Source organism: Flavivirga eckloniae (assembly GCF_002886045.1).
Lineage (GTDB): Bacteria > Bacteroidota > Bacteroidia > Flavobacteriales > Flavobacteriaceae > Flavivirga > Flavivirga eckloniae.
Genome location: NZ_CP025791.1, coordinates 2,808,308 through 2,827,222, shown reverse-complemented (window position 1 = coordinate 2,827,222; position 18,915 = coordinate 2,808,308). Strand labels below are relative to the sequence as shown.

The following is an 18,915-nucleotide window of genomic DNA, read 5'->3' as shown; positions in this document are numbered from 1 at the left end:
TTCTAATAATTCTTAAATTTTCTTAGAATTGTACCCAAATAAATATTTTAAAGTTAAATGGCGAAAAAAAAGCAAGCAGCAGCAACTCAAGATTTTTCAAAATACATTCGTTGGTTTTGGATTTTATTTTCAGGAGGAATATTTTTTATAATTCTTCTTTTTTTATTGGCTTCTTGGGGTGCTTTTGGTGAAATGCCAGACCATACCGTATTAGAAAATCCCAAAACGCACTTAGCAACCGAAATTATTTCGTCTGATGGAGAAACGTTAGGTAAGTTTTATTTAAATGATAATAGAACACCTGTAGGTTACGATGAGTTATCACCAGATTTAATAGATGCTTTAGTTGCTACGGAAGATGCCCGTTTTCATGATCATGCAGGAATTGATGCTCGTGGAACTTTAAGGGCAGCATTTTTTTTAGGATCTAAAGGTGGTGCTAGTACCATATCTCAGCAACTTGCAAAACAATTATTTCATAAAAGAGAAAAAGCGAATATTATAGAAAAGCTTTCTCAAAAACTCCGAGAGTGGATCATAGCCATTCGTTTAGAGCGCCAGTATACCAAAGAAGAAATTATAGCCCAATATTTTAATATTTATGATTTTGGTAATAATGCAGATGGTATTCGTAGTGCAGCAGCAATTTATTTTGATAAAGAGCCCAATGAATTAGATATGAAGGAATCTGCCATGTTGGTAGGGATGTTTAAAAACTCATCATTATATAATCCAAGAAGAAACCCAGTAGGAGTAAAAAATAGACGTAATGTTGTTTTACATCAGTTGGAGTACTATGATTATATTGATGAAACTGTTAAAGATTCACTACAAAAAACAGAGTTAGATATACGATATACACCACAATCTCATCGTGATGGTATAGCAACTTATTTTAGAGGTTACTTGGATGGTTTTATGAAGGATTGGATTAAGAAAAACCCAAAACCAGACGGAACAAAATACAGTTTATATAATGATGGTTTAAAGATTTACACCACCATTGATTCGCGTATGCAGCGATATGCAGAAGCAGCAGTACAACAACATATGCCTAGATTACAGGCAGAGTTTTTTAACCAAAACACACCAAAGCGTAATCCAACAGCACCGTTTTTAGAGCTATCACGTAAGGAAATAGACGATTTAATGAAGCGTTCAATGAGACAAGGAGAGCGTTGGAGAATACTAAAAGAAGCTGGAAAGTCTGATGCTGAGATTGAAAAATCGTTTTATGAGCCAACACAAATGACTGTTTTTAAATGGGAAGAAGGCAAACCTTCAGAAGTAGATACTATTATGAAGCCTATCGACTCTATGCGCTATTACAAGTCGTTTTTAAAACCAGGGATGATGTCTATGGATCCTTTAACGGGTCATGTAAAAGCGTGGGTTGGTGGTATGAATTATAGACATTTCCAGTATGATATGGTAAAACAGGGGAAACGTCAAGTTGGTTCAACATTTAAACCTTTTGTTTATACGGCAGCAATAGATCAGTTACACTATTCGCCTTGCGATAAATTTCCGGACACCCCTTTTTGTATAGAAAAAGATAAGTATGGCAATCCGGAAGAATGGTGTCCTAAAAACTCAGGTGGAGAAGATGATTATGGTGGTACCCGAACTTTAAAGAATGCATTGGCAAACTCAGTAAATACCATAACGGCGAGATTGATTGATAAAGTTGGGCCGCAACCTGTTGCAGATTTAGCAAAAAACTTAGGGATTAAATCTGAAATACCAGCAGTGCCTTCTATAGCTTTAGGGGTACCAGAGATAAGTGTCTATGAAATGGTAGGTGCTTATTCAGCATTTGTTAACAAAGGAGTGTATACAAAACCTGTAATGGTAACTAGTATAGAGGACAAAAATGGAACCATTTTGTATCAATTCAAACCAGAAACACGAGACGTTTTAAACGAAGAAACAGCTTATGTTGCTTTAAAGCTTATGGAGGGTGTTACGCAAGGTGGTTCAGGAACAAGGTTAAGACATAACTATAAAGCCAATAGAGCAGAATATAAAGAAATAATTACGGGCTACCCATATGGTTTTACAAACCCTATAGCTGGAAAAACAGGAACAACCCAAAACCAAAGTGACGGTTGGTTTATGGGGATGGTGCCTAATTTAGTTACCGGAGTATGGGTAGGGGCGGAAGATAGAGCTGCTCATTTTAGGTCAATAACTTATGGACAAGGTGCCTCTATGGCATTACCAATTTGGGGACTATACATGAAAAGTTGTTATGCAGATAAAACATTAAATGTTTCTAAAGATGCGTTTGAAGAGCCAAAAAACTTATCTATAAACGTGGATTGTTCCAAGGATTCAAATAAAATTATGGACGATGATGACGATAATGATCTTCCAGAAGATTTAAGCGGATTTTAACTATATACGCAGGTTCGATAAGCCTGTTTTTATGGGCGTCCAATCTAATGCTATTACTTAAGTATAACAACTTGTGGTAAACTAAAGTTAAAACCTAGGGCATTAAAATAGGTTTTAACTTTAGTTTTTGCTGAGTACCCGCCTACCACATGAGAGAGTAGTTGAAATACTCAGCCAGACACTAATCAGAAAACTTGCTATTAACAATCTCAGGAAGTTCTTGAGCATTTATGCTCAAGAACGACGAAATAAAAATTATATATGAAATGGTGAAAGGGGCTGTTTCATAGAAAAATAAATCTAGAATTTATTTAACTGTAAAATTAAAGCGTAGACTGATAAAACAGCTAAGGATTCGCCTTCAAATGTGTGAGGCAAATACATCTTTTTTGTAAGGTAAAATATTGGACTTAAGATATTTTACATTTTTTCAATAAAAACTACTAAGGAAAAACCTTAGTTTGATGAGATACCGTTGTTATTTTCCTTTTTTAAGATTAAGTCTAACAAATCACCGATTACCAATCTGGACGATTTTTTAATAAGATTTATATGGCTTCGGCAAATACATTTTAGCACTCCTTTTTGATAAACAAAATGGGGTGTAAAGCGTACGATTTTATTAAATAATAACTTATTGCTCGATTGTTTTAAAAATAATTCATTTATATGTAAATTTATACGGTAAAAATTTAATAAGTATGATTAATAAAAATGTTGCTAATGTTCAGAAAGCTTTAAAAGGAGTTTCGGATAACATGACATTTATGCTTGGTGGTTTTGGACTTAGTGGGATACCCGAAAACGCTATTTCAGAATTGGTAAACCTCGGTGTTAAAGGGGTGACTTGTATATCAAATAATGCTGGTGTTGACGATTTTGGACTGGGTTTACTTCTTCAAAATAAACAGATAAAGAAAATGATATCGTCTTATGTGGGTGAAAATGACGAATTTGAACGTCAGATGCTTTCTGGTGAGTTGGAGGTAGAGCTTATTCCGCAAGGTACTTTAGCAGAACGTTGTCGAGCTGCCCAAGCTGGTTTTCCAGCTATCTATACACCGGCAGGGTATGGAACAGAAGTGGCAGAAGGTAAAGAAACCAGAGAATTTGATGGAAAGATGTATGTGTTAGAACATGCATTTAAAGCCGATTTTGCTTTTGTAAAAGCATGGAAAGGAGATGCTGCAGGCAATTTGATTTTTAAAGGGACCTCCAGAAATTTCAATCCTAATATGTGTGGTGCAGCAAAAATAACTGTGGCTGAGGTTGAGGAGTTAGTTCCTCTGGGTACTTTAGACCCCAACCAAATTCATATTCCAGGAATTTTTGTGCAACGCATTTTTCAAGGCGCTCGTTATGAAAAGCGTATTGAACAGCGAACGGTAAGATCCAAAAGTTAGAAAGTTAAAAGTTGTAAAGTTGAAAAATAAAGTTGCAAGTTATAAGTACTTAAAGTGGGCTTAAGTTGGCTGTACTGGAAAATACTTTAGGCACTTATAACTTTAGACACTTAAAACTAAAAAGATGTTAGATAAAAACGGAATAGCAAAACGCATAGCTAAAGAAGTAAAAGATGGGTATTATGTAAACCTTGGAATTGGAATACCTACTTTGGTTGCAAATTATGTGCGACATGATATAGAAGTAGAGTTCCAGAGTGAAAATGGTGTTTTAGGTATGGGGCCATTTCCTTTTGAAGGAGAAGAAGACGCCGATGTTATAAATGCTGGAAAGCAAACGATAACGACTTTACCGGGAGCCAGCTTTTTCGATTCGGCTATGAGTTTCTCCATGATACGCGGACAACATGTGGACTTAACTATTTTAGGAGCTATGGAAGTTGCAGAAAATGGCGATATAGCAAACTGGAAAATACCGGGTAAAATGGTTAAGGGTATGGGAGGTGCTATGGATTTGGTTGCCAGTGCAGATAATATTATAGTAGCCATGATGCATACAAATAAGAGGGGCGAATCTAAGCTCTTAAAACGATGCTCGTTACCATTAACGGGTGTGGGTTGTGTAAAAAAGATCGTAACTAATATGGCCGTACTTGAGGTAACAAACGAAGGCTTTAAACTTTTAGAACGTGCTCCGGGAGTAACTGTAGAAGATATAAAAGAAGCTACACAAGGCGCATTGATTGTTGATGGCGATATTCCTGAGATGGTATTGTAACTATATTTGAATAACAAAATACCAGAATCCAACTGTTTTTAGTAAATGGTTGGATTTTGTTTTTATATCATAAAAAGAATTTGACACTAATATCACGAATTAATACTTATTGTTCTATACGTAGATGATTTAATAATAAATAAATCGTGTTTTACTTATTATTAAACGCTATTTGTGAAGTTATATATAGGATTTGATTAAGAGTTCTAGGCACTCCTCCTTTTTTTAAGGGAGGTGGATCTCGATGAAATCGGGATTCGGAGGGTTATCAACATATTAACTGTAGTGCTTTTGGGTGATGTATTTCTAACCTCATAGAGCAACCATAAACATAAAACCGACTAAATGTTAAAATTAAATGTATTTCATCGATTTTTTTTGTTTTTTAACTGGTTTATTGAAAAAATGTTCCATATTTGTTGTCCCCAAAAACACCAAACAATTATAGATTTCCCAAATCTACCATAAATTGAAAAACTTATGAAATTTGCAACAAATCTACCTGAACAACCTACTTTAAATGAGAGTAAATTCAAAGAGACTCTCAAAGCGAATATAAGATTTATAAAGAGTCTATATTATTTAACAAAAAAGGTATTTATGTTATAATCCTTTTGGTATAGCTTCAATCAATTTCTTAGTATATTCCTTTTTGGGTGCATTGTAAATTACATCTGCATCATCTAACTCCTCTATTTTACCTTTATTCATTACCAGCAATTGGTCAGACATATATTTAACCACGGCTAAGTCGTGCGAAATAAAAATATAGGTAAAGCCAAAAGTGTCCTTAAGCTCATTTAAAAGGTTTAAAACTTGTGCTTGAACCGATATGTCCAAAGCAGAAACAGATTCGTCACAGACAATTAATTTAGGCTGTAATGCTATTGTTCTGGCAATTCCAATACGTTGTCTTTGTCCACCAGAAAACTCATGAGGATAGCGATAAAAATAATCTTCAGATAAGCCAACACGGTTTAATATATCTATAGCTTTTTCCTTTCGTTCTTTTTCCGAATTAAAAAGATTGTGAACGACCATAGGTTCCATGATTGCTTCGCCAACAGGAATTCTTGGATTTAAGGATGAATATGGATCTTGAAAGATAATTTGAATATCTTTTCGAAGTTTTTTAATTTCAGATTGAGGGAGCTTTGTAATATTAGTGCCTTTATATAGTATTTTACCTGCGGTTGCTTTATCCAGTTGAAGGATAGCATTTCCCAGTGTAGATTTTCCACAACCAGATTCTCCCACCAAACCTAAGGTTTCACCTTCATACAATTTAAAACTAACATTGTTTACCGCTTTAAACGATTGCGGTTTAGTAAACCATCCTGATTTAGAAATATATTCTTTTTCAACATTTATAACTTCCAGCAGAGGCGCTTTGTTATATAATTTTTCGTGTTGAAGTTTACGTTGCTCGTTAGTAATAATCTCGTTCGACGTTGTATTATTTAAATAATCATCTATGGTTGGTAGTGTTTTTAACCGTGTGTCTAATGAGGGGCGTGAATTGATGAGTGCTTTTGTATAAATATGCTTTGGCGCTTTAAAAATAGATGAAACGTCACCTTGTTCAACAATATCTCCCTTGTACATAACCAGAACCCTATCGGCTATTTCGGAAATTAAAGCCAAATCGTGAGTAATAAAAATAACACTCATTTTTGTTTCAACCTGTAAAGCTTTTAGTAGTTTAATAATCTCCTTTTGAACAGTAACATCCAGCGCTGTGGTAGGTTCGTCTGCAATTAAAATATCGGGTTTACAGGCAATAGCCATAGCAATCATTACACGTTGCTTTTGTCCACCGGAAATCTCATGCGGATAAGCGTTAAATACTCTTTTGGCATCTGGAAGTTTTACTTTTTCGAATAATAGAATAGTTTCTTCCTTGGTACTTTGTTTAGAAAGTTTAGTATGCTGCAATAAAATTTCCTGAACTTGTTTTCCACAGGTCATTGAAGGGTTTAAAGAACTCATAGGTTCTTGAAAAATCATAGCAATTTTTTTCCCGCGTATGTTTTGAAACCCTTTTGATGCAAGTGTGGTTAAGTCTTTACCATTATATTGGATACTTCCTGAAGTGATTTTCGAAATCTTTTTAGGCAATAAACCCAAAATAGCTAAGGAAGATACCGATTTTCCAGAACCGGATTCTCCTACAATACCCAATATTTCATTTTTATTTAGATGATACGAAATATGGTGTATCACTTCATTTTTTCCGAACGAAATGGAAAGATCCTCGATGTTTAAAATAGCGTTTTCCTGCATTTATGCTGGTTAAATATGAATAATTTCATCGTCAATTAAAAGATCGTCACCACGTAATCTTAAGAATATTTGAGCCACAGCTATCGTGTCTTTCTCGCAATAAATAATAATTCTGTCTATATCATTTTCTTCGTAATATACGCGACATACTTCGCTACCATCGATATCATCTTTTGGTGAAGGAATTCCTAAAACATTGGTTAATAGTTTTAAAGATGTATAGGCTTTGTAGTCTCCAAATTTCCATAGTTCCATAGTATCTAAATGAGGAACCTCCCAAGGTTTTTTCCCAAAAAGATTTAATTTATAAGGCAACTCGATATTATTAATTATCATACGTCGCGCAATATAAGGGAAATCGAATTCTTTACCATTATGGGCACAAAGGAGGTGCTTGTTTTCACTAAAATGAGATATTAGTAAGTTTTTAAAATCCTTTAAAATTTTAATTTCATCTCCATAAAACGATGTTACCCTAAAAGTACGTACATCATTTAAAATATTGAAATATCCAACTGAGATACAGATTATTTTTCCGAATTCTGCCCATATACCAGCACGATCGTAAAACTCTTCGGCTGTAAAATCGTCTTTGCGTTGGTATTGGGATTTAGATTCCCATAGCATCTGTTTAACGTCATTTAACTCAGAAAAATGTTGTGTTTCTGGAACTGTTTCAATATCGAGAAATAGAATATTTTCTAAATTGAGTCTTGATATCATTGGTTAAGCATCTTATAAGCTTCTCTAATATAAGTGTAAATATCTGTTGTATAATCGCCGTCTATGTTGTTTTTACCCTTAGAGTGCCCCAGTCTTACAATAATAATATTATCGGTAGGTTCTACAATAACATATTGTCCTAAATGGCCACGCATCATAAAGAAGTTTTTGTCATCAATATTTTTTAACCACCAGCCATAGCCATATACGGGACTTTCTTGAAATCGTGGTGTTATTGATTTTGCTACAAATGCAGAGTCTAAGACTTGTTTTCCGTTCCATTTACCATGGTCTTTATATAGTTTTCCGAAACGTGCAAAGTCTTTTGCATTACTGGCAATACAACAATATGCTTTTACTAAATCGTGGCCTTCGCTATCTACTTGCCAAAGGGTTGGATTTTCACAACCTAAGGGTTTCCAGAAGCTTTCGGTTAAATAATCATACATTTTTTTGCCAGTAGCTTTTTCAATAACCATAGCTAGCATTTGGGTATCGCCACTTGAATATTTAAACGCTTTACCTGGTTCATCAACCACTTTTAGCCCTAGCATTACTTTTTCTAGGTCATCATCAAAATAAGCGCGTGTTGTAATGGAAAGCGGTGAGTAGTAAGCTTCATCCCAATTAGTTCCGGAAGCCATACTCGATAAATCGCCGACCGTCATTTTAGCAGCCAAGCCTTCCCCAAATTCTGGGATGAAATCACTTACCGGTTGGTCTAAACTTTTTATGTAACCATCTTCAATAGCTTTACCCATAAGTCCGGACACATAACTTTTTGCCATTGAAAATGAATTCGATTGCGAATTTTCATTAAACCCCCCATAGTAGTTTTCAAACCAAATACTATCGTTTTTAATAATAAGGTAGGCAATAGTGCCATTGGATTTGTTTATCTTGTTTAAGCCTTCGGTTTCTTTTGCCGTATTGTAATCTTTATGATTAGGCCAGGGGTGTGGCGTTCCATTTTCTATAGCTTGATTATCAAACTTCTTATAATCTTCCAGGTAGGCTGTTGAATGCCCAGTAAGGTATATTGTTCTAACAGCTTTTATTAAATAATCGGTATCGGTAACATATAGGACTATTATTAAAAGACCAAATAGGATAACGATCCATTTTAGGAGTTTTTTTAAAAATTTCATAAGCGAAAAATATTTGGAGAAACTAAAGATAAGGAATTTCTATACGAATAAAACAAGCTTATTCTTTATTTGCCTTTAGTTTTCGCTTTTCTTTATAGAAGGTTTTGTCTGCTACGTAGATAGTTTTTATAACTTCTGCAATAACAATATTTTCTTTGTTTATTATGTTGGATGTTTTTGTAAGATTTAGTTCGCCGTTTTTTGCGACTTCGCTTTTAATATGATTTATCTCTTCTGGCAAAAAAGAAAACTCTGCATAAACATGTTCTTTGGCAGGGCGTTTATATTTTATGGTAGCATCTTTATCCCAAACAATATAGTTATCGCCCAAAGTATTCATAAGCTGAATCATATAGATAGGGTCGGTAGCAGAAAAAAGGCTTCCCCCAAATATTGAGCCTACATAATTTTTATTTTTTATACTTAAAGGAATGGCTATTTTAACGTATAATAAATTATTTGAAACCTCTATTATTCTGCCTGTTGTACGTCTATACATGGGTGACCAGTTAAACGCGTACTTGAAAATTTGGGCATCTGTTAAAAAGGTTTTTAAGATTTTAGTAAGCGTTCGGTACATGTTAAAAAAGAGATTGCTGTTTATACGGGCTCTCGTGTTCTAATAACCATTGTTTACGGTGCAAACCTCCGGCGTAGCCTGTTAAACTGCCATCACTACCAATTACACGATGACAGGGTACTATAATCCATAACGGATTTTTTCCATTGGCATTTGCAACGGCGCGAATTGCTTTTATATCACCCAATTGTTTCGATAACTCTAAATAAGAAAGGGTTTTGCCATAGGGAATTTGTTCAAGCTGTTTCCAAACTTTTTTTTGAAACTCGGTTCCTTTGGGAGCTAATTTTAGACTGAAGTGTTTGCGTTTGCCTTCAAAATATTCTCTAAGTTGATGTACACAATCTTCTAACACTTCAGGAATAACATCGGTTGTTTTTTCTTGAGAGTTTAAAACAATAACAGAAGCAATTCCATCTGCATCTCCTTCTATTTTAGAATAACCTAAAGGTGTTTGGATGATGCAAGTTTCCATTATTCTTCAGATTTAAAATCATCTAAAATGCCTAGTTTTTTGGCTCTTGCTTCCCAACTTTTGCGTGCCAGATGTTGAAGATCTGAAACGTTGTCGCTTTCGTCCATAATCTCTAGGCCTAAAAGCGTTTCAATAACATCTTCCATGGTTACCAAACCACTCACAGAACCATACTCATCAACAACCAAGGCCATATGGTTTCTACTTTCAACGAGTTGTTCAAACAGATTAGGTATAGGTAAATTACGGTTAACAATAATAATATGCCGTTTTAAATCGGATAATTTTTTGTCTCCGTGATTTAATGCCATTTCTTTAAAAACTTCGTCTTTAAGTACTAGGCCTTTTATATCATCTGGATTGTTTGAATAAATTGGAATTCTTGAAAAACGAAGGTTCATGTTTTTATTAAAGAAATCCTCGACCGTTGTGTTTTGATCTACTGCTAACATAACGGTTCTGGGCGTCATAATATCTTTTGCAAATACTTCTTTAAAGGTTAATAGGTTCTTTATTATTTTGCTCTCGTTTTCTTGAAATACCCCTTCCTCGTGTGCTATATCTGTCATGGCCTGAAAATCTTCACGGCTTAAAACACTTCCATGGCCTTTACCTCCAATTAGTTTTGTGGTAAGTTGAAGTAACCACAAAATACCTGTCCATTTTAAAGGGAAAATTAAAATAGTTAAGGTCTTGGATGTAAAATTAGCTAAGCTTTTCCAGTAGGTAGCTCCAATGGTTTTTGGAATAATTTCGGAGGCTACTAAAATAAGAAATGTCATTATTGCCGAAACGATGCCAACTGTATTAATACCAAATAGTTCTAGTTTATAAGGTAGTTTTTCAGCTTCAATACCTACCATCATGGCTCCTAGCGTGTGCGCAATGGTATTTAATGTAAGTATGGCAATTAGTGGTTTGTCTACGTCCTTCTTAAGTAGTTCCAAGGTTTTGGCGTAAGCTTTGTTTTCCTGTTTTTTTACATTTATAAATGTTGGGGTTACACTTAATAAAACAGCTTCGAGTATGGAGCATAAAAAAGAAAAAAAGATAGAAATTGTTGCCCAAAAGAATAATGCACTCATTAAAAATCGATTTAATCGCTAAAATAGTTAAAATTTATTTTGTACATTGTGTAAGTAAATACTGTCTATTTGGTTGGTTGGTATTTTTTTCCCTCTTGAATTTTTTATTAATAGCATAATTAAATAGCAAATTATGTTAACTGAAAAACCATCCTATGAACTTGCAGAAGTTACCTGTGAGAAAAAAGACTGTAATGAAACTTTTAGTGTTATTATTTCTTCAATATATACTGTTGTTGACAAGCCTGTTGGAGGAATAAAATTTAATCCCTTAGATCAAAGTGAAACCGCTAACGAAAATAGAGTTGATGACTATGTCGTTATTAAGTGCAGTTGTGGTCTTAGTCAAAGAGTGTATTTGAGAAAAAAATAAACATACCAATGTTAAAGCTTCTAATAGCTTTTATCGACCTTCCCAATGTTCTGAAAGAAAATTATTTAATTCAAAGTTATAAACCAGGAAGGTAGAGACATTTGATCTTTAGTTAAAAAGATATGCTTTCCTATCTTGCGAGTCAGGGATACCAATAATATTATTGATGTAATCTTCTTGTAATATAAGTTCACCTTTTTTAATATATCCTTTAGCAAAAGGCATGCAAGCACCCCATGATCCAGATGGTTTACAATCGGTTATGTCACTTATTTTAACAATGGTATGGTCGCCAGTAGTAATAACACAGTTGCTGTACTCTTTTGCTGAAGCTAATACCTCTTTAATATTGTCTTTAGATACCGTTAATACTTTACTCGCTTTTTCTTCGGCTAATTTTTGAAATGAACTAATAGGATTTTGACCCTTAACGTCCTCTAATGTTTTGATGTCGGCTAAGAATTCAGAGACAATATTTGAGTTAGAATTTACATTTGACTTGGTCTCGATCTTTGTTTCCGTTTTAGCCTCAGTCTTCGTTTCTGTTTTAGTTTCAGCTTTGGTATCTGTTTTGGTTTCAGCCCTCATTTCAGTTTCAGCACTTGGCACATTGTCTTTTTGGGTTTCATCCTTTGATTTGTTTCCAGAATTACATGCGAAAACTACAGTTAGCAATAGAATTGAAAGAATTTTTTTCATAGGTAAATTGTATTAGTGGATTTAGGGTTTTATTTAAATGTATATTTAGTTCCAGTATATTTATTAACGGTTTTATGATGATTTAGTTGTGCGAAGGCTCATCTTTCATGTATTGTTATTTAAGAATTCAATAGCCTCACAACATCTTTGGCAAAGTAACTAGCTATAATATCTCCTCCAGCACGTTTAATAGCGGTAATTTGTTCCATCATAACAGCATCGTGTTCTAGCCAACCTTTTTCGGCAGCAGCTTTAAGCATGGCATATTCGCCAGAAACTTGATACACCGCCACAGGAACATCAACCTCATTTTTAATTTCTCGTACAATATCTAAATAACATAAACCGGGCTTCACCATAACAATATCTGCACCTTCATCTATGTCCATTTCGGTTTCCCTAATAGCTTCAAAACGATTAGCATAATCCATTTGATAGGTTTTTTTGTCTTTTGGAATATCCATTTGGTCTACAGGTGCAGAATCTAATGCATCACGAAATGGACCGTAAAATGCCGAAGCGTATTTTGCCGAATAGCTCATAATACCAGTATTGATAAAGCCTTCATCTTCTAATGCTTCTCGAATAGATAGAATGCGACCATCCATCATGTCACTTGGCGCTACAAAATTAGCACCGGCTTTAGCATGAGATATACTCATTTCACTTAAAACTTCAGCAGTTTCATCGTTTAAAATCTGTCCGTTTTCAACAATGCCATCATGACCATAAGCCGAGTAAGGATCTAATGCAACATCAGTCATAACCAACATATCAGGGCAGGCGTTTTTTACAGTTTTAATAGCACGTTGCATGAGCCCATTTGGGTTTAAGGCTTCTGTACCCTTATTGTCTTTTAGGTTGTCTGGAACTTTTACAAACAATAACACCGATTTTAACCCCAATTTCCATAACTCTTTTACTTCGCCTTCAAGCAAATCCAAACTGTAACGAAAGTAGTTAGGCATAGATGGAATCTCATCTTTAATACCTTTGCCCTCTACAACAAATAAAGGCACTAAAAAATCATTTGGAGTAATAATGGTTTCTCGAACTATAGAGCGAATTGCTTCACCAGCTCTAAGTCTTCTATTTCTTCTTAATGGATACATATTTATATCTATAAATTCTTGATAATTGTTATTTTTATCGATTGCAAAGTTAATCATTAAAACCTAGTTTATATTGAGGGAATCGTTAAGTGGTTTAAAATTTAATTTTCCGTGGAGAAGTTATCAGGCAAATCTTTTAAAAAGCTTTAATAATCATATCTCCGATGGTCATTTTCATGTAATAGCACCTCCCGGTTCTGGAAAAACAATTCTAGGTATTGAAATTATAAGACGACTAGGCGAAAAAACATTGGTTTTAGCACCTACCCTCATCATTCGAAATCAATGGGAAGATAGATTGCAATCTTTTTTCACTAAAAATGAAGATTATCAATCGCATTCTTTTAACATAAAATCGCCAGCAGATATAACTTTTGCAACTTATCAATCGTTGCATGCTTTTTATAAAACATTCGAGGACAAAAATAACTATTACGCTTTCTTTAAAAAACACAATATAAAAACACTTGTATTAGATGAGGCTCATCATTTAAAAAATGAATGGTGGAATTGTTTAATCGATTTAAAAAACAACAATCCTTTTTATGTAGTAGCATTAACAGCAACGCCTCCATATGATAGCGAAAAAGCAGAAATTTCGAAATATTTTATGCTTTGTGGGGAAATAGATGATGAAATTGCGGTTCCAGATTTGGTGAAAGAGACAGATTTATGTGCGCATCAGGATTTCGTTTATTTTTCTAAACCAGAGGATTTAGAAATAAATTTTATTGTTGATTACAGGCGAAATATAGCTGATTTTAAAGATACTTTGTTAAAAGACCAAACCTTTATTTCTTTCATTAAACAGCATCGGTTTTTTAAAAAACCTGAAGCTTGTTTGGAAGAACTTTATGCCAATGCTGAGTACTTTTCGGCGATTCTGATTTTTTTAAATGCTTGTGATGTGCCCGTTGAAATGTATAAATTAGAAATACTGGGTTTTAATAAAGGTAAAGCTATAGTCTTTCCAGTATTAGAATTGGAATGGTTAGAGGTTTTATTTCAAAATTTGTTAGTTGACGATAGGGAGCAATTGTTGGAAAACGAACCTTATCTTTTAAGTTTAGAAAAGGAATTAAGAAGGATAAATGTATTCGAAAAAAGAAGAGTAAATTTTATAGGTGAGAGTTTACTGTATAAATCGTTATCCAGTAGTCCGAGTAAGCTTAAAAGTGTTGTTAGTATTGTGTCTGCAGAACATGAGAACCTAGGTCATGATTTAAGGTGTGTTGTTTTAACAGATTATATTAGAAAAGAGTTTTTAGATATTGATGAAAGTAAGCTACAAACTATTAATAAAATAGGGGTTATTCCTGTATTTCAACATTTAAGAATACGGTTTTCGAATAAAGAAGCATTGGCCGTAATATCTGGAAGCATGGTTATCATCCATAAATCTATTTTAGAGGCTTTTGGCCGCATTGAGAACTGCGATCATTTTTCATTCACTCCATTAAAAGTAGATAATGAGTTTTTATTAGTTACCTCTAAAAAGAAGACAAAGAATTCTATAGTAAGTATTATTACAGCGCTTTTTGAAAATGGTGATGTTAAAGTTTTGATTGGTACGAAATCTTTACTAGGAGAAGGCTGGGATGCCCCATCAATTAATAGTTTGATTTTGGCATCGTTTGTTGGCTCGTTTGTATCGTCTAACCAAATGCGTGGACGAGCCATTAGAAAAGATGCAGATAAATCGAACAAAACAGGCAATATCTGGCATCTAGCATGTGTAGATAGTACAGTTTCTAACGGTGGTAGAGATGTTGATATGTTAAGACGAAGATTTGAAGCTTTCGCAGGTATTTCAAACAGTGATCAACCTTATATTGAAAACGGATTTGATCGTTTACAATTCCCTCAACAAATTTTAGAAGAAGATGTTGAAGCTTTAAATATTCAAACGCTTAAGCAGGCAACTAATAGAAATGATACAATTACAAAATGGGATAAGGCCATTATAAAAGGAAAGCGTTTAACAAGGGAAGTTAAGTTTTTTCATTTGGGAGAGCTCTCATATAAAAAGCAAAAACAGATCTATTATTTTGATGCTGTGCGGTTTTTTGTTGCAGAATTATCTTTTGCAATTTTATTGTTTTATCTCGAGTTTATTCTTAAGAGCATTCATATAGTTTTAAATCGGGGTGTTGTATACTTTCTATATACTTTTTTGGCTGCTTTTACAGTGTCGTTTGGTTATAAGTTATATAAAGCTATTGCGCTTTATATAAGATATGGTTACCTAGACAGAAAGGTGAAAAAGATGGGGAACACTATACTTAGTACCTTGTTCGAATTAGGGTTTATGACAACTGATAAAAATGCTGTGTTTGTAGAATCTATGCGGGTTAATAATGGCGATATTGTTTGTAATTTAGTTGGAGGAAATCCGTTCGAGAACTCATTATTTTCAAAGGCTTTGAGTGAGCTAATAGAACCTATAACATCACCAAGATATTTAATTGTAAAAACGAGTCTTTTTAGAAGACGTTTAAATATTGAGAATTTTTATCCTGTTCCGGAAGTTTTTGGAGATAAAAAAGCTAATGTATTGGTGTTTCAAAAGTATTGGCGCTCTAATTTAGGGCAAAATAAGGTTTTTTATACCTACCGTATTGAAGGGAGGAAGTTGTTGTTAAAAGCAAGATTATTTCATATTAACAATGCCTTTAAAAAAGTTTCCAAACAAGGGGTTGTTTGGAAATAGTTAACCAGGTTTTATTTGTAACCCATTTATTCATTTATAGCTATTTTTCTTTTTACAAAATGTTCACTACCAAAGGCTATTCCTTCCTGAATCTTAACCGTTGTTACTTTGAAAAAGTTCTTTGTTTATGTCAGCACCAAGATAAATATGCCCTATATTTCTCATGGTTAAATCCAATTTTTGGGTGTTTTTAAAACCTCTATTAATTTTTCTTCTTCACTTCCAGTTTCAGGTTGATGGTCGTAAACCCATTGTACATGAGGGGGTAGGCTCATTAAAATACTTTCTATACGTCCATTTGTTTTTAATCCAAAAAGGGTGCCTTTATCATGTACTAAATTAAATTCAACGTAGCGTCCGCGACGAATTTCTTGCCAATTGCGTTGGGCTTCTGTGTATGATAAATCTTTGCGTTTTTCAACTATTGGTGTGTAAGCTTCTAAAAAACTATCTCCAACTTCGGTTACAAAGTCATACCAGCTTTCCATGGTCATAGTTTCTGAAGTTTTACAATAATCGAAAAACAAACCACCAATCCCCCTGCCCTCGTTACGGTGTGCATTATAAAAATATTCGTCGCAACGTGCTTTATATTTTGGGTAAAATTCTGGGTTGTGGTTATCACAAGCGGTTTTACAGATTTGATGAAAATGTATGGCATCTTCTTCAAACAAATAATAAGGCGTTAGGTCTTGTCCGCCACCAAACCAACTATCAATAATTTCCCCCTGTTTATCATACATTTCGAAATAACGCCAGTTGGCATGTACTGTTGGAACCATTGGGTTTTTAGGGTGTAAGACCAAACTCAATCCACAAGCAAAAAAGTCGACATCACCGACCTTAAAATACGCTTGCATCGATTCTGGAAGTTTACCATGAACGCCAGAGATATTTACACCTCCTTTTTCAAAAACATTTCCGTTTTCGATAACTCTGGTACGTCCGCCGCCGCCTTCAGGTCGTTTCCAGATGTCTTCTTGGAACGTTGCTTTGCTATCAATAGCTTCTAATTTAGACGTGATGGTATTTTGTAAATCTTGTATGTATTGGTAGAATTTGGACTTTATAGTAGTTGAATTACTTGTCGTGTCGTTATTAAGACCTGTCAGGTTTTCGAAACCTGACAGGTCTGAGCTATGTGTATATTTAAAATTTTCCAAATCATTAAAAAGATTTATAATGTATGATTTATTTGTAACGATAATACTATTGCTATCATCAAGGTAGTTTTTATATGATGAGAATTCATAATTTTCAAAGTTGTTAATCACATTATGATTCTCTGGGTTTTTATGAATATAAAGAATAAGCTTTTTTAAATAGTCTTCATCTTGAATCCGAATTCTTTTATAAGGTCTTTCAAAAAGAGTTCCTGTTCTGTTTTGTTGTTTATTATATGCTTTAGCGTAGGCATTAAAAAGATTAGAAAAAGCCTGAGTAGCAATAGATTCTTCTTTAACAATTTTAATGGCAAAATGAAAATGATTATCCATCAAACAATAAGCAAGAATATCCACTTTACCCATTAAGTGTTTCTCAACTAACTTAAGGAAATAAGACTTATTATCTTCTGTTTGAAAAATAACATCACTATTAATTCCTCTATTAAAGATATGGTAATAATGGTCTTTTTCTATTTTTTCTTGCCTCATTTGTTAAGTTTTGCTTAGAGACCTGTCAGGTTTCTAAAACCTGACAGGTCTATTTATATCTACTCTCTGTTTTATATTATTATTCTATTTCACGATATAATTCATATAACTCCATATTTAAAGGAGTTTCTCCAGGTGGTGTATACTCATTGTTCAGTGTCCTTTTCCAGATAAAGTTGCATTTTTCTGCAACTTTTACACTAGCTATGTTGTCTTTATGAACAATAATTTGAAGTGTTTCCAGACCTAGTTGAGCAAAAGCATATTCTGATAATTTGCCAATGGTTTTGGTCATAATTCCTTTTTCTTCAAAAGGATAGCCAATACAATAGGCAAACTCACCTTGTTTTTTATTCCAATCAAGTTCTTTTAAATAAACTAAACCAACTAATGTATTTGGCTCATTTTCTTTAATAGTAAATAAGAGTTCTTCTTTTAAGCCAAATTGCTTGACTTTTTTTTCTACAAAATATTTAGATAAGTCTGGGGTTAAATTTTGCTTAAGCGTTTTAGGAAAATAACGTTTTAACCGATCTTCGTTTGCAACAATAAAATCGCATAAGTTCCAAGCGTCTTTTAATTGAATGGGTTCTATATTGTAACCATTAAAGCTAAGCATTTTTAGGACTGTTTTTTAGTTGTAAAACTTCTACGGTTCTTGTGGTAGCAGCTGTTACAGATAAAGGTAATACTAGTATAACACCAACAATGGGAATTAATAGGAACAAGAGAAAAATAACACCATTTCCAATAGCTAAACCACGATTTTTTCTAACAAAGGCAGTGCTTTCTTGGTATTTAAAATGACGTTCCAGAGTGTAATCTAAATTACCGAAACCAGCGTAGTATGCTTGGACAGCAAAGAGCAGTATAGCCGAAAATATATTTACAACAGGAATAAATTTTAATAGTAACAATGGAACGGTTATTACCAACTCCATGAGTAAGTTTCTTCCGTTAATTCGTATCCCACGCCATAGCTGTTGTAAAAACGTTGTATTTCTATGCGTGAATTGAACATTTCCTGTTAAATGATTTTCTATTTTTTCGGATACTGGACTCATAAATGGCGCCGATAATGCCATAATGATGTGTTTGAAAAGGATTAATCCGATAACGATAATGAAAAGCCCCCCAATAAAGGAACTTATTGTTGTAAAGGTTTCTTTTCCCCATTCCCAAATCCAGATTTTTGAAATAAATGCTCCAAGATTATCAGACAGTCCGTAAGCTGTTGTAAAAATAATGATAGCTGTTATAAAGCTAATAAGCATTGGAATGGCGAAGTATTTCCAGAGATTTAGTTTAGAAATTAAGTTAAACGCTCCGAAATATGCCTTGATTCCTAATATTATGTTTTTAATCATAATGCCTCTTCCTAGGAGGTTGTCTAAAAAGTGTTATTTAGAATAAAAATGACAATTCAAGAACTTTTTAGACAGCCTGAATTAATTACATCTAAACTATTAAAATTTATTCAACTATTAAAAGTTA

The 18,915-nt window shown here is 33.8% G+C and carries 16 protein-coding genes and 1 pseudogene; 5 read left to right on the top strand and 12 right to left on the bottom strand.

All coding sequences use genetic code 11. The features are described from left to right. The first annotated feature begins 57 nt into the window (after window positions 1-57). From C1H87_RS11630 to C1H87_RS11620, 3 genes are all read left to right on the top strand, one after another. Window positions 58-2,397, top strand: a complete 2,340-nt coding sequence (locus tag C1H87_RS11630) for a transglycosylase domain-containing protein (protein ID WP_102755976.1) — start codon at window positions 58-60, stop codon at window positions 2,395-2,397. Between the two features lie 701 nt (window positions 2,398-3,098). Then, window positions 3,099-3,800: a CoA transferase subunit A gene (locus C1H87_RS11625; RefSeq protein WP_102755975.1), complete on the top strand. Its 702-nt coding sequence runs from the start codon at window positions 3,099-3,101 to the stop codon at window positions 3,798-3,800. 124 nt (window positions 3,801-3,924) lie between these two features. Then, window positions 3,925-4,578, top strand: a complete 654-nt coding sequence (locus tag C1H87_RS11620; protein WP_102755974.1) for a CoA transferase subunit B — start codon at window positions 3,925-3,927, stop codon at window positions 4,576-4,578. A 603-nt stretch (window positions 4,579-5,181) separates the two neighbouring features. Here the strand turns inward: C1H87_RS11620 and C1H87_RS11615 are convergent. Genes C1H87_RS11615 through C1H87_RS11590 form a run of 6 tightly spaced genes read right to left on the bottom strand, consistent with a single transcriptional unit; the run spans window position 5,182 to window position 10,872 of the window. Then, the gene (locus tag C1H87_RS11615) at window positions 5,182-6,861 is read right to left on the bottom strand and encodes an ABC transporter ATP-binding protein (RefSeq protein WP_102755973.1); all 1,680 of its coding nucleotides are present in this window, start codon (window positions 6,859-6,861) and stop codon (window positions 5,182-5,184) included. Between the two features lie 9 nt (window positions 6,862-6,870). Further along, window positions 6,871-7,584, bottom strand: coding sequence for a 3'-5' exonuclease (locus C1H87_RS11610; RefSeq protein ID WP_102755972.1), 714 nt, complete (start codon window positions 7,582-7,584; stop codon window positions 6,871-6,873). Beyond that, entirely contained in the window at window positions 7,581-8,732 is a 1,152-nt protein-coding gene (locus C1H87_RS11605; protein ID WP_102755971.1) for a serine hydrolase domain-containing protein, read from the bottom strand. The genes C1H87_RS11610 and C1H87_RS11605 overlap by 4 nt, the downstream gene beginning before the upstream one ends. A 58-nt stretch (window positions 8,733-8,790) precedes the next feature. Then, a complete protein-coding gene (locus tag C1H87_RS11600; RefSeq protein WP_102755970.1) occupies window positions 8,791-9,312 on the bottom strand; it encodes a DUF4442 domain-containing protein in 522 nt (173 codons plus the stop codon). Window position 9,313: 1 nt separating this feature from the next. After that, the gene (locus tag C1H87_RS11595; RefSeq protein WP_102755969.1) at window positions 9,314-9,787 is read right to left on the bottom strand and encodes a methylated-DNA--[protein]-cysteine S-methyltransferase; all 474 of its coding nucleotides are present in this window, start codon (window positions 9,785-9,787) and stop codon (window positions 9,314-9,316) included. Continuing rightward, on the bottom strand, window positions 9,787-10,872 hold the full coding sequence (locus tag C1H87_RS11590; RefSeq protein WP_102755968.1) for a CNNM domain-containing protein: 1,086 nt from the start codon (window positions 10,870-10,872) through the stop codon (window positions 9,787-9,789). The genes C1H87_RS11595 and C1H87_RS11590 overlap by 1 nt, the downstream gene beginning before the upstream one ends. A 133-nt stretch (window positions 10,873-11,005) precedes the next feature. Between C1H87_RS11590 and C1H87_RS11585 the strand changes: the two genes are divergently transcribed. Further along, window positions 11,006-11,245 (top strand): hypothetical protein, encoded by a 240-nt coding sequence (locus C1H87_RS11585; protein ID WP_102755967.1) that lies wholly within the window; start codon window positions 11,006-11,008, stop codon window positions 11,243-11,245. 108 nt (window positions 11,246-11,353) lie between these two features. On the opposite strand, the gene C1H87_RS11580 is transcribed toward C1H87_RS11585, so the two are convergent. Further along, window positions 11,354-11,944, bottom strand: coding sequence for a hypothetical protein (locus tag C1H87_RS11580; protein ID WP_102755966.1), 591 nt, complete (start codon window positions 11,942-11,944; stop codon window positions 11,354-11,356). 119 nt (window positions 11,945-12,063) lie between these two features. Beyond that, window positions 12,064-13,056 carry a porphobilinogen synthase gene (gene hemB / locus C1H87_RS11575; protein WP_102758243.1) on the bottom strand — a complete coding sequence of 331 codons (993 nt, stop codon included), beginning with the start codon at window positions 13,054-13,056 and terminating at the stop codon, window positions 12,064-12,066. A gap of 73 nt (window positions 13,057-13,129) precedes the next feature. On the opposite strand from hemB, the gene C1H87_RS11570 reads away from it, so the two are divergent. Further along, window positions 13,130-15,766 carry a DEAD/DEAH box helicase family protein gene (locus C1H87_RS11570; protein WP_158655204.1) on the top strand — a complete coding sequence of 879 codons (2,637 nt, stop codon included), beginning with the start codon at window positions 13,130-13,132 and terminating at the stop codon, window positions 15,764-15,766. 167 nt (window positions 15,767-15,933) lie between these two features. Here C1H87_RS11570 and hemF read toward each other — a convergent pair whose 3' ends face one another. From hemF to C1H87_RS11555, 4 genes and pseudogenes are all read right to left on the bottom strand, one after another. Next, window positions 15,934-16,836 carry an oxygen-dependent coproporphyrinogen oxidase gene (gene hemF / locus C1H87_RS23580; RefSeq protein ID WP_233783460.1) on the bottom strand — a complete coding sequence of 301 codons (903 nt, stop codon included), beginning with the start codon at window positions 16,834-16,836 and terminating at the stop codon, window positions 15,934-15,936. Between the two features lie 231 nt (window positions 16,837-17,067). Then, a pseudogene (locus C1H87_RS23575) lies at window positions 17,068-17,421 on the bottom strand (transposase); the annotation flags it as partial. 79 nt (window positions 17,422-17,500) lie between these two features. Then, window positions 17,501-18,040 (bottom strand): GNAT family N-acetyltransferase, encoded by a 540-nt coding sequence (locus C1H87_RS11560; RefSeq protein WP_102755963.1) that lies wholly within the window; start codon window positions 18,038-18,040, stop codon window positions 17,501-17,503. Then, entirely contained in the window at window positions 18,033-18,788 is a 756-nt protein-coding gene (locus C1H87_RS11555) for an EI24 domain-containing protein (RefSeq protein WP_102755962.1), read from the bottom strand. The genes C1H87_RS11560 and C1H87_RS11555 overlap by 8 nt, the downstream gene beginning before the upstream one ends. Between the last annotated feature and the right edge of the window lie 127 nt (window positions 18,789-18,915).